The sequence below is a fragment of the Micrococcus endophyticus genome, assembly GCF_014205115.1.
GTDB classification, from domain to species: Bacteria; Actinomycetota; Actinomycetes; order Actinomycetales; family Micrococcaceae; genus Micrococcus; species Micrococcus endophyticus.
On sequence record NZ_JACHMW010000001.1, the window covers coordinates 699,497 to 711,378 of the forward strand.

The window sequence follows — 11,882 nt, forward strand, 5'->3', positions numbered from 1 at the left end:
CAGAGTCCTGATCCCTTCACCCGTAGAGGAAGTGCCCGTGTCGCCCCTGGCGTCGAACCCCCCGGTGCCCGCTGCCACCGAGCCCTCGGTGATCCGCAACTTCTGCATCATCGCCCACATCGACCACGGCAAGTCCACGCTGGCCGACCGCATGCTGCAGGCCACCGGCGTGGTGCAGCCGCGGGACATGAAGGCCCAGTACCTGGACCGCATGGACATCGAGCGCGAGCGCGGCATCACCATCAAGTCGCAGGCCGTGCGCATGCCGTGGGAGCTGGACGGCGTGGACTACGCGCTGAACATGATCGACACGCCCGGCCACGTGGACTTCACCTACGAGGTCTCCCGCTCGCTCGCCGCGTGCGAGGGCGCCATCCTCCTCGTGGACGCCGCACAGGGCATCGAGGCGCAGACGCTGGCGAACCTCTACCTCGCCATGGAGCACGAGCTGGAGATCATCCCCGTGCTCAACAAGATCGACCTGCCCGCCGCGGATCCGGACCGCTACGCGGCCGAGCTGGCGACCCTGATCGGCTGCGAGCCCGAGGACGTGCTGCGCGTGTCCGGCAAGACGGGCGTCGGCGTCGAGGACCTGCTGGACCGTGTGGTCCGGTCCATCCCCGCCCCCGAGGGCGAGGCGGACGCCCCGGCGCGCGCCATGATCTTCGACTCGGTGTACGACACCTACCGCGGCGTGGTCACCTACGTCCGCGTGGTGGACGGCCGGCTCTCCCCGCGCGAGAAGATCCGCATGATGTCCACGGGCGCCACCCACGAGCTCCTCGAGATCGGCGTGTCCTCCCCGGAGCCGACGCCCACGAAGGGCCTGGCCGTGGGCGAGGTGGGCTACCTCATCACCGGCGTGAAGGACGTGCGCCAGTCGAAGGTGGGCGACACGGTCACCAACCACGCCAAGCCGGCGGCGGAGGAGCTCGGCGGCTACGAGGACCCCAAGCCGATGGTGTTCTCCGGCCTGTACCCGATCGACGGCTCGGACTACCCCGTGCTGCGTGACGCCCTGGACAAGCTCAAGCTCAACGACGCCGCGCTGGTCTACGAGCCCGAGACCTCCGTGGCGCTCGGCTTCGGGTTCCGCGTGGGCTTCCTGGGCCTGCTGCACCTGGAGATCGTGCGCGAACGCCTCGAGCGCGAGTTCAACCTGGACCTGATCTCCACCGCCCCCAACGTGGTCTACGAGGTCACCCGGGAGGACCGCGAGGTGGTCACCGTGACCAACCCCTCCGAGTTCCCCGAGGGCAAGATCCACGAGGTGCGCGAGCCCATGGCCTCGGCCACGATCATCGTGCCCGCCGAGTTCATCGGTGCCGTCATGGAGCTGTGCCAGGCCAAGCGCGGCAACCTGCGCGGCATGGACTACCTCTCCGAGGAGCGCGTGGAGATCCGCTACTGGATCCCGCTCGCGGAGATCGTGTTCGACTTCTTCGACCAGCTCAAGTCCCGCACCAAGGGCTACGCCTCGCTGGACTGGAAGGCCGACGGCGACCAGGTGGCGGACCTCGTCAAGGTGGACATCCTCCTGCAGGGCGAGCAGGTGGACGCCTTCTCCTCGATCACCCACAAGGACAACGCCTACTCCTACGGCGTGATGATGACGGGCAAGCTCAAGGAGCTCATCCCGCGCCAGCAGTTCGAGGTGCCGATCCAGGCCGCCATCGGCTCGCGCGTCATCGCCCGCGAGAACATCCGCGCGATCCGCAAGGACGTGCTCTCCAAGTGCTACGGCGGTGACATCTCCCGCAAGCGCAAGCTGCTCGAGAAGCAGAAGGAGGGCAAGAAGCGCATGAAGATGGTCGGCCGCGTGGAGGTGCCCCAGGAGGCGTTCATCGCCGCCCTGTCCTCCGACGGCGCCGGCGCCGACTCGGCCGCGAAGAAGTAAGTGCCCGCCCTGCCCCTGGGCGCGCCCGTGCCCGACGACGGCCGGCTGCCGGCCGCCGTCGGCGAGCGGGTGCGCGCGGCCGAGGACGGCGCGGCGCGCACCTTCAGCCTGTACGTCCACGTGCCCTTCTGCACCGTGCGGTGCGGCTACTGCGACTTCAACACGTACACGGCCGTGGACCTCGGCCCCGGCGCCGGCCGCGGCGACTACTGGGAGTCCGCCGTGGCGGAGCTGGGCTTCGCGCAGCGCGCCCTCGAGGCGTCGGCCGTGCCGGCCCGCCCGCTGCACACGGTGTTCTTCGGCGGCGGCACGCCCACGCTGCTGCCCGCGGCGGACCTCGTGCGGATCCTGCGCGAGGCCGTGGAGCGGTTCGGGATCGTCCCCGGGGCCGAGGTGACCACCGAGGCCAACCCGGACACCGTCACCCCGGAGTACGCCCGGGAGCTCGCCGCGGGCGGCTTCACGCGCCTGTCCCTGGGCATGCAGTCGGCGGCGCCTCACGTGCTGGCCACGCTGGAGCGCACCCACCGCCCCGAGTCCGTGCCGGCCGCCGTCGCCGCGGCCCGCGACGCAGGGCTCGAGGTGTCCCTGGACCTGATCTACGGCACCGCGGGAGAGTCCCTGCAGGACTGGCGGGACACCCTGCACGCCGCCGTCGAGCTGGCCCCCGACCACGTGAGCGCGTACTCGCTGATCGTGGAGGAGGGCACGAAGCTCGGCGCCCAGGTGGCCCGCGGCGAGGTCGCGGACGTGGACCCGGACGACCAGGCGGACAAGTACCTGCTCGCCGAGGAGGTCCTGGGCGCGGCGGGGTTCCGCTGGTACGAGGTCTCCAACTGGGCGCACGACCCGGAGGGCGCCGGCGTCCACCGGGCCCGGCACAACGTGGCCTACTGGGAGGACCAGGACTGGTGGGGGATCGGCCCCGGCGCGCACTCGCACGTGGCCGGCGTCCGCTTCTGGAACGCCAAGCACCCCGCCGCCTACGCGCAGCGCCTGGCCACCGGGGTGACGCCCGCCGTGGGGCGGGAGCAGCCCGACGCCGCGGCGCGCCGGCTCGAGCGGATCATGCTGGCGGCGCGGACCTCGGAGGGGCTGCCGGCCGCGGAGGCGGTCTCGGACGAGCCCGGCGACGGCGAGCGTGTCCGCCGGGTCACGGCCGAGCTGATCGCCGCGGGGCTGCTGGACGGCCGCGCGGCGCTGGCCGGGCGGCTGGTGCCCACGCTGCAGGGCCGGCTGCGCAACGACGCGATCGTGCGCGCGCTGGCCGGGTTCTGAGCGGCGGGACCCCGCTCGGCCCGACCCCACCCGGGGGCCCGAGCGTCGCCGCGTTCGCGCGGCGCGGGCCGGAGGTCAGCGCAGGATGCGCAGGTTGAACGGGTAGCGGAAGGGCCGGCCCTTGGACACGTTCGAGGCGCCCATGACGCCGTACACGGCCATGACGGCCCAGGAGAGCGCGCCGAGGATCGCGAAGATCGCGCCGATCACGGGCAGCAGCGCGAGGAAGAAGAACAGCGTGGTGATCAGGGTCGGCGGCCCGGAGAAGTTCAGGGCCTCCTTGGACTCCTGGGAGGTGAACGGCCCGCGGTCCCGGTAGAGCAGCCACACCACGAGCGGGCCGAGGACGCCGAACGCGAGGCTCAGGTGGGCCAGGGCCGCGCGGTCCCGGTCCTGTTTGGCCGTGAGCGGGGTGGCCCGGCCGCCGGCGGAGGCCAGCCAGGCGGGCGGCTCGTGGCCGGGGCGGCCGGCGTCGGGCTGCGCGCTGGGGTTCACGAGGGGCTCCTGATCGGTCGCGTGGCCCGGTCCGCGTGGGCCGGGCTCGGGGCATGGGTCAGCATAGCGTGGCGCCCGGACCGGGCGCGGGAGCCGGGGGCCGCTCAGCGCTCCGGCTCGGCGGTGAGGAAGTCGATGAGCTCCTCCACCCGGCCCAGCAGCGAGGGCTCGAGGTCGGCGTAGCTGCCCACGTGGGACAGCAGCCGCTTCCAGCCCAGGCCCGTGGCCTCCTTCGTGCCGTGGGGCCAGCCGAGGCCCTGGAGCACGCCGGTCTTCCAGTCCTGGCCCTTGGGGACCACGGGCCAGGTCGGGATGCCCAGGACGGCCGGCTTGATGACCTGCCACACGTCCACGTAGGGGTGGCCGAGGATGAGCACGTTGCCGGCGGCGCCGGGCACGCGCATGGCCTCGGCGGCGATACGCTCCTCCTTGGAGCCGGGGACGAGGTGGTCCACGAGGATGCCCAGCCGACGTCGGGGTCCGGGGTCGAAGGCGGCGATCGCGCCGGCGAGGTCGTCGACGCCGTGCAGGGGCTCGACGACGATCCCCTCCAGGCGCAGGTCCTCGCCCCAGACCTTCTCCACCAGCTCGGCGTCGTGCACGCCCTCGACCCAGATGCGGGAGGCGCGTGCGGTGCGGGCCCGGACGCCCTCGACCCGGCGGGAGCCGGAGGCGGTGCGGGCGGGCGGGCGCGGGGCGGAGGCGACGTGGGGGACCAGGGTGACGGGCTCGCCGTCGATCCAGAAGCCGCCGCCGAGGGGGAAGCCCCGGCGCACGCCCCGGCGGTCCTCCAGCACCACCGTGTGCACGCCGCCGGCGCGCTCCACGCGGATCACGGCGCCGGTGAACCCGGAGGCCACGTCCTCCACCACGGTGCCCGGCGCGGCGGGCACGTCCCGCGCGGGGCGCCCGGGACGCCGCGTCATCTCCTCGTGGCCCGCGGGGCCCCAGCTGCTCCAGTCCATGGGAGAGCACGGTAGCAACGGGCCGGGGCGATCACCGTGAGCGAAGCCGCCTCCGGGACGCGGGCGCCCGGCGTGGACCGGGCGATAGGATCAGCACTTGACTGGCCGGAGTGCCAGTCGTGAGCCGCCGGCGCCCGGCCGGGACCGCGAAGACAGAGGAGGACCGAGATGACGGAGCAGCCCCGCCGCCTCCAGGTGCTCCAGGCGATCGTGGAGGAGTACGTGGCCCGCCGTGAGCCCGTGGGCTCCAAGGCCCTGGTGGAGCGGCACGCCCTCGGCGTGTCCTCGGCCACCGTGCGCAACGACATGGCCGCCCTCGAGGAGGAGGGGCTCATCGTGGCCCCGCACACCTCGGCCGGACGGGTCCCCACGGACAAGGGGTACCGCGTGTTCGTGGACCGGCTCTCCGAGGTCAAGCCGCTCTCCCCGGCCGAGCGCCGGGCCGTGCGCACCCTGCTGGACCCCTCCACCGACACCGAGCACATGATGGAGACCACGGTGCGCCTGCTGGCGCAGCTGACCCAGCAGGTCGCGGTGGCGCAGTTCCCCCACGAGGACGGCTCCACGGTGCGCCACCTCGAGCTCGTCCCGCTGACCCCGGCCCGCGTGCTCGTGGTGCTCATCCTCTCCACCGGGCGCGTGGACCAGCGCCACGTGGTGCTGGAGACGCCCCTGCCCGAGGCGGACCTCGCCGTGCTGCGCGGGCTGCTGCTGGAGGCCGTGCTCGGCCTGGGCCCCGCCCAGGCCGCCGCCGTGGTGGACGCCGCGGTGGTCCGCATGCGCCCCGAGCACCGCGAGGCCGCGGCCCTGGTGGCCGGGGCCGTGCACGCGCTGCTCGAGGCCGGCCGCCAGGACCGGATCGTGATGGCCGGCACCGCGAACCTGGCCCGCTCCACCGGGGACTTCGGCGCGTCCATCGGGCCCATCCTCGAGGCGCTCGAAGAGCAGGTGGTGCTGCTGCGCCTGCTCACGGAGATGGAGCACGACGCGCACGGGGTGTCCGTGCGCATCGGCTCCGAGAACGCCGGATCCCTCGCGGACACCTCGGTGGTGGCCGCCGCCTACGGACCCGGCGCCGTGGCCAAGGTCGGCGTCGTCGGCCCCACCCGGATGGACTACCCGGGCACCATGGCCGCCGTCCGCGCCATCGCCCGGTATCTCTCCCGCATCCTGACCACCTGAGGGGCGCCCCGCCGCGTCCCGCCCGCCGGGCCCGAGCCCGAGCCCGCACCCCCTGCACGTCCCGCTCGTCCTGAGAGGAAGACCCCACCGTGACCGACCACTACGCGACCCTCGGCGTCAGCCGCGACGCCAGCACCGAGGAGATCCGCCGGGCCTACCGCAAGCTCGCCCGCACCCACCACCCGGACGTGAACCCGGACCCGGAGTCCGCCGAGCAGTTCAAGCGCATCTCCCACGCCTACGAGGTCCTCTCGGACGAGGGCCGCCGTCGCGCCTACGACACCACCGGCAACGAGAACGGCCAGTCCGGCTTCCCCGGCGGGTTCGGCGGGGGCGGGGGCTTCGGCGGCTTCGCCGACATCTTCGAGACGTTCATGAACGCCGCCGGCCAGGGCGGCCGCGGCGGTCCGGCCAGCCGCGCGCGCCGGGGCCAGGACGCGCTCGTGACCGCCCCGATCGATCTCGAGGACGCCGTGTTCGGCGGCGAGCAGACCATCACCCTGGACACGGCCGTGCGCTGCGAGCGCTGCGAGGGCTCGTGCTGCGAGCCCGGCACCGAGCCCGAGACCTGCCAGACCTGCCAGGGCCACGGCATGATCCAGCGCCCCATGCGCTCCCTGCTGGGCACCGTGATGGCCACGGAGGCCTGCCCCGCCTGCCAGGGGTTCGGCACCGTCATCCCCGACCCCTGCCACGAGTGCGCCGGCCAGGGCCGCGTGCGCACCCGCACCCCGCTCACCCTGCGCATCCCCGCCGGCGTGGACGACGGCACCCGCATCCACCTCGCCGGCCGCGGCGAGGCCGGCCCCGGCGGCGGCCCGAACGGCGACCTCTACGTGGAGATCGCTGTGCGCCCGCACGAGACGTTCCGCCGCGAGGGCGACCACCTGGCCACCACGGTCACCGTGCCCATGGCCGCGGCCGCCCTCGGCACCACGGTCACCCTGGCGACCCTCGACGGCGAGCAGACCGTCCGCCTCGAGCCGGGCGTGCAGTCCGGCCACGTCGAGACTCTCGCCGGCCTCGGCGTGGGGCGGCTGCGCGGGCAGGGCCGCGGCGACCTCAAGGTGGACGTCGTCGTCACCACGCCGACCGACCTCGACGACGAGCAGCGCGAGCTGCTCGAGCGCCTGGCCGAGCTGCGCGGCGAGGAGGTCGTGCACGGCACGCCCCCGGCCCGCGGCATGTTCGCCCGGCTGCGGGAGAACCTGAGGAACCTGTGACCGCGCCCCTGTTCCACCTCGAGCCGGGCGCGCTGACCGGCGCGGCGCCGGGCGCCGAGGTCTCCTTCGGCGGCCCCGAGGCTCGGCACGCGGCCGCCTCGATGCGGCTCGCGCCGGGGGAGTCGGTCCTGCTCGCGGACGGCTCCGGGGTCCGCGGCCACGGCACCGTGCTCGCCGCCGCCCCCGACGCGGTGACGGTGCGCCTGGACGCGGTCGACGAGGAGCCCGCCGCCGTCCCGGCCCTCGTGCTCGTGCAGGCCCTGGCCAAGGGCGACCGGGACCTCATGGCCGTCCAGGCCGCCGTCGAGCTCGGCGTGGACGCCGTGGTGCCGTGGGAGGCCGAGCGCTCCATCGTGCGCTGGAAGGGCTCCAAGGCCGAGAAGGCGCGGCAGAAGTGGGCGGACACGGCGCGCGCGGCCGCCAAGCAGGCCCGCCGCGCCCGCGTCCCCGAGGTCCGCGGCCACGTCTCCGGGACCGGCGTGGCCGGCCTGGCCTCCGCGCCCGACGACGGCGCCCGGCTCGTCCTCGTCCTCCACGAGGACGCGGAGCGGGGGCTGTCCGAGGTGCCCGTCGAGCGGCTGCGCGAGGCGGGGGAGATCGCCGTCGTCGTGGGCCCCGAGGGCGGCGTCGGCCCCGCCGAGCTGGAGGCCTGCACCGCCGCCGGCGCGGTGCCGGTCCGCCTCGGTCCCCACGTGCTGCGCGCCTCCACGGCCGGCCCGGCGGCCCTCGCCGTGCTGGCCCACCGGCTCGGCCGCTGGTGAGACCCGGCGCGTCCGGCGCCACCACGCCTAGACTGGACCCGGCATTCCGTCCCCGACACCCCGAGGTGATCCGACCCATCGTGACCGTCCCCGCCACCCCCCTGACGCCGCCCGCCTCCGCCCACGAGGGCGTCTCGTTCGAGTCCGCCGACCTCATGGTCCGCACCCTCGGCCCGCAGGACGCCCTCCTGCGGATCCTCGGCGGCGTGTTCCCCGCGGTGGACCTGACGGTGCGCGACCAGCGGCTGGAGATGGCCGGCCCCGTGCCGGACGTCGCCTCGGTGCGCCGCGTCGTCGAGGACCTGCGCTCGATCGCCCGCCGGGACCAGGCCGTCACCCCCGAGGTGATGGAGCAGGTCGTCACCCACGTGCGCGGGGCCGCCGCCGGCCGCGGCGCCGGTCAGCTGCACCTGGACTCGATCCTCTCCGGGCGCGGCCGCCGCATCCGGGCCAAGACCCTCCACCAGCAGGACTACGTGGAGGCCATCGACCGCTCCACCGTGGTCTTCGGCATCGGCCCCGCCGGCACCGGCAAGACCTACCTGGCCATGGCCAAGGCCGTGCAGGCCCTCCAGGCCAAGGAGGTCAACCGGATCATCCTCACCCGCCCGGCGGTCGAGGCCGGCGAGCGGCTCGGCTTCCTGCCCGGCGGGCTCAGCGAGAAGATCGACCCCTACCTGCGCCCGCTCTACGACGCGCTGCACGACATGATCGAGCCCGAGTCCATCCCGCGGCTCATGGAGGCCGGCACCATCGAGGTCGCCCCGCTCGCCTACATGCGCGGGCGCACGCTCAACGACGCCTTCGTCATCCTCGACGAGGCCCAGAACACCACCGGCGAGCAGATGAAGATGTTCCTCACCCGCCTCGGCTTCGGCGCGCGCATGGTGGTCACCGGGGACACCTCTCAGGTGGACCTGCCGCGCGGCACCCGCTCCGGCCTGTCCCAGGCGGTGGAGGTCCTCGAGGGGATCGAGGGCCTGGAGATGGTGCGCTTCGACTCCTCGGACGTGGTCCGCCACTCCCTGGTCAGCGCCATCGTGGACGCCTACGACGCCGCCCGCGGCGCCGAGCCCGCCCCGCGCGGAGGAAGGGGCCACCGTGGCCGTTGAGATCCTGAACGAGTCGGGGATCGAGGTCCCCGAGGACGAGCTGCTGCGCATGGCACGGCACGTCTACGCCTCCCTGCACGTCCACGAGCGCACCGAGACCGCGGTCACCGTGGTGGCCGCCGCCCGCATGGCCGAGCTCCACGAGGAGTGGATGGACCTGCCCGGGCCCACCGACGTGATGAGCCTGCCCATGGACGAGCTCACCCCCGGCACCGCCGAGGCCCCCGCGGAGGGGATGCTCGGCGACGTCGTGCTCTGCCCCGAGGTGGCCGCCGAGCAGGCCGCCCGCGGCGGCCACAGCCGTGACGACGAGCTGATGCTGCTGCTCACCCACGGCATGCTGCACCTGCTGGGCTACGACCACATGGACGACGCCGACCGGCTGGAGATGTTCGCCCTGCAGGACCGCCTCGTCTCCGAGGTGCTCGGCAGGCCGGCCCCGGCCCCCACCATCGAGGACTGACCGCCCCGCCATGCTCACCCCCGCCGTGCTCTTCGCACTGTTCCTCGTCTTCCTCGCGCTGGTGTGGACGCTCTCCCTGGCCGAGTCGGCCTTCACCTACCTCTCCCGCCGGGACGCGGAGGACATCGTCCGCCGCCGCCCCGGCTCCCGGGTCCTGGACGTCACCGCCGAGCGGGACAGCCACCTGGGCGCGCTGCGCGTGTGGCGGTTCGTGGCCGAGGCGCTGTCCGCCGTGTGCCTCACCGCGGCTGCGGACGCCGTCGTGGACAACACCTGGCTCGCCGTGCTCATCGCCGCCGCCGTCCTCGTGGGCGTGGCCGCGCTGCTGGGCGTGTGGAGCCCGCGGCCGTTCGGCTCGCGCAACGAGGCCGCCGTGGCCCGCCGCCTCGGCGGGCTCGTGTGGGGCCTGCGCAGGGCCCTGGGCCCGCTGGCCGACCGCCTCGGCCGGGACCGGCGCCGCCGCGAGGACGAGCTCGAGGAGGAGGACGACTTCCAGGAGCGCCACCTGCGCGAGGTCGTCGCCCGCGCCCACGACGCGGACGTGCTCGCCGACTCCGAGGCCGAGCTCATCCAGTCCGTGTTCTCCATGAACGACACCATCGTCCGCTCCGTGATGGTGCCGCGCACCGACGTCGTCACCATCGACGCGGACCACACCCTCGGCCAGGCCATGGCCCTGTTCCTGCGCTCCGGCAACTCCCGCATCCCCGTGATCGGCGAGGACGCCGACGACATCCGCGGCATGCTGCACCTCAAGGACGTCACCCGCGCGCTGCACCAGGACGGCGCGGCGCAGTCCGGCCCGGTCACCGCGGCCATGCGCGATGTGCGCTTCGTCCCCGAGTCCAAGTCCGTGGCCGCCCTCCTGCAGGAGCTGCAGCGCGAGTCCACGCACGTGGCCGTGGTGGTGGACGAGTACGGCGGCACCGCCGGCCTCGTCACGCTCGAGGACCTCATCGAGGAGATCGTCGGCGAGATCTACGACGAGGACGACCTGCCCGACCGCGCCGAGGTCGAGATGATCGAGCCCGGCGTGTACTCCGTGGACGCCCGGATGGGCCTCCACCACTTCCGCGAGGAGTTCGAGCTCCCCGAGGAGGAGGACGAGGACGACGACGTCGACACCGTCGGCGGCCTGCTCGCCAAGGAGCTCGGCCGCGTGCCGATCCAGGGCTCCCGCGTGGTGGTGCAGGGCCTCGAGCTGCTCGCCGACACGCTCGAGCCCCGCCGCAACCGCGTCGCCCGCCTCCGCGTCTCCGAGACCCCGGACCGCCCCGCCCGGCTGCGCCGCCGCGACGAGGAGCCGCACGGCTCCTCCGCCGCGGAGACCGTGGCCTGACCCCGCGCCGACGCGCACCGACCGACCCCGCCCGCCGTCCCGCCCCGCGAAGGATGACCCCCATGACCGACCTCGTCGACCCGGCCCGCGCCGCGGACGGACACCGCTCCGGCTTCGTCTCGCTCGTCGGACGCCCCAACGCGGGCAAGTCCACCCTCACCAACGCGCTCGTGGGGGAGAAGGTGGCCATCACCTCCTCCAAGCCCCAGACCACGCGCCACACCATCCGCGGAATCGTGCACCGCGAGGACTTCCAGCTCGTCCTCGTGGACACCCCCGGCCTGCACCGGCCCCGCACGCTGCTGGGCCAGCGCCTCAACGACCTCGTGGCCGAGACCCTCGGCGAGGTGGACGCGGTGGGCTTCTGCCTGCCCGCGGACGAGGCGATCGGCCCCGGCGACCGGTTCATCGCCCAGCAGCTCGCCCACCTGCACCGCACCCCCGTGGTGGCCGTCGTGACCAAGACCGACAAGGTCGGCCCCGAGCAGCTCATGGCGCAGCTGCTCGCCGTGACCGCGCTCGGAGAGGAGGTCCTCGGTCCGGAGAACGGCGGCGAGGGCTTCGCGGCCGTCGTGCCGGTCTCCGCCGTGGCCGGCCGCCAGGTGGACGACGTCCTGGAGGTGCTGCGCGGCCTGCTCCCCGAGGGCCCGCCGCTGTACCCGGACGGCGAGCTCACCGACGAGCCCGAGGCCGTCATGATCGCCGAGCTCATCCGCGAGGCCGCCCTCGAAGGCGTCCGCGACGAGCTGCCCCACTCGGTGGCTGTGGTGGTCGAGGAGATGGCGCTGCGCGAGGGACGTCCCGACGACCGTCCCCTGATGGACGTGTGGGCCAACCTCTTCGTGGAGCGCGACAGCCAGAAGGGCATCATCATCGGCAAGGGCGGCTCCCGCCTGCGCGAGATCGGCGTCCGGGCCCGCGCCGGCATCGAGAGGATGCTCGGCACCAAGGTGCACCTGGACCTGCGGGTCAAGGTCGCCAAGGAGTGGCAGCGCGACCCGAAGCAGCTCGGCCGCCTCGGGTTCTGACGGCCGTCGTCGAGCGTCACACGGGCGCGCAGGCCTGAGGCGGGCCGGGGCCCGGTGCTAGGGTCGGGCACATGTCCCGTCGCCCCCACCCGACGGCGCCGCACGCGGCCCGCCTGCTACTTCCCGGCCGCACGGGGTC

At 74.2% G+C, this 11,882-nt stretch carries 11 protein-coding genes; 9 read left to right on the forward strand and 2 right to left on the reverse strand.

Annotated elements, in window-relative coordinates:
- The first annotated feature begins 37 nt into the window (after window positions 1-37).
- Both lepA and hemW read left to right on the forward strand, forming a co-directional pair.
- Window positions 38-1,897 (forward strand): translation elongation factor 4, encoded by a 1,860-nt coding sequence (lepA, locus tag HDA33_RS03140; protein WP_017489171.1) that lies wholly within the window; start codon window positions 38-40, stop codon window positions 1,895-1,897.
- Complete coding sequence (gene hemW / locus HDA33_RS03145) at window positions 1,898-3,175, forward strand: radical SAM family heme chaperone HemW (protein WP_158494554.1); 1,278 nt, start codon at window positions 1,898-1,900, stop codon at window positions 3,173-3,175.
- Between the two features lie 75 nt (window positions 3,176-3,250).
- On the opposite strand, the gene HDA33_RS03150 is transcribed toward hemW, so the two are convergent.
- Together HDA33_RS03150 and HDA33_RS03155 are read right to left on the reverse strand one after the other, a co-directional pair.
- Complete coding sequence (locus HDA33_RS03150) at window positions 3,251-3,670, reverse strand: DUF4870 domain-containing protein (protein ID WP_158494555.1); 420 nt, start codon at window positions 3,668-3,670, stop codon at window positions 3,251-3,253.
- Between the two features lie 104 nt (window positions 3,671-3,774).
- Complete coding sequence (locus HDA33_RS03155) at window positions 3,775-4,635, reverse strand: DUF3097 domain-containing protein (protein ID WP_158494556.1); 861 nt, start codon at window positions 4,633-4,635, stop codon at window positions 3,775-3,777.
- A 168-nt stretch (window positions 4,636-4,803) separates the two neighbouring features.
- On the opposite strand from HDA33_RS03155, the gene hrcA reads away from it, so the two are divergent.
- The 7 genes from hrcA to era all read left to right on the forward strand — a co-directional run bounded on the left by hrcA (window position 4,804) and on the right by era (window position 11,743).
- Complete coding sequence (hrcA, locus tag HDA33_RS03160; protein WP_184170832.1) at window positions 4,804-5,817, forward strand: heat-inducible transcriptional repressor HrcA; 1,014 nt, start codon at window positions 4,804-4,806, stop codon at window positions 5,815-5,817.
- An 89-nt stretch (window positions 5,818-5,906) separates the two neighbouring features.
- Window positions 5,907-7,040 (forward strand): molecular chaperone DnaJ, encoded by a 1,134-nt coding sequence (gene dnaJ, locus HDA33_RS03165; RefSeq protein WP_184170835.1) that lies wholly within the window; start codon window positions 5,907-5,909, stop codon window positions 7,038-7,040.
- Window positions 7,037-7,801 carry a 16S rRNA (uracil(1498)-N(3))-methyltransferase gene (locus HDA33_RS03170; RefSeq protein ID WP_184170838.1) on the forward strand — a complete coding sequence of 255 codons (765 nt, stop codon included), beginning with the start codon at window positions 7,037-7,039 and terminating at the stop codon, window positions 7,799-7,801. The genes dnaJ and HDA33_RS03170 overlap by 4 nt, the downstream gene beginning before the upstream one ends.
- Before the next feature lie 80 nt (window positions 7,802-7,881).
- Complete coding sequence (locus HDA33_RS03175; RefSeq protein WP_234404065.1) at window positions 7,882-8,913, forward strand: PhoH family protein; 1,032 nt, start codon at window positions 7,882-7,884, stop codon at window positions 8,911-8,913.
- On the forward strand, window positions 8,903-9,376 hold the full coding sequence (ybeY, locus tag HDA33_RS03180; protein WP_184170844.1) for an rRNA maturation RNase YbeY: 474 nt from the start codon (window positions 8,903-8,905) through the stop codon (window positions 9,374-9,376). The genes HDA33_RS03175 and ybeY overlap by 11 nt, the downstream gene beginning before the upstream one ends.
- A gap of 10 nt (window positions 9,377-9,386) precedes the next feature.
- Entirely contained in the window at window positions 9,387-10,715 is a 1,329-nt protein-coding gene (locus HDA33_RS03185) for a hemolysin family protein (protein ID WP_184170847.1), read from the forward strand.
- A gap of 62 nt (window positions 10,716-10,777) precedes the next feature.
- Window positions 10,778-11,743, forward strand: coding sequence for a GTPase Era (gene era / locus HDA33_RS03190; protein ID WP_184170850.1), 966 nt, complete (start codon window positions 10,778-10,780; stop codon window positions 11,741-11,743).
- The last annotated feature ends 139 nt before the right edge of the window (window positions 11,744-11,882 follow it).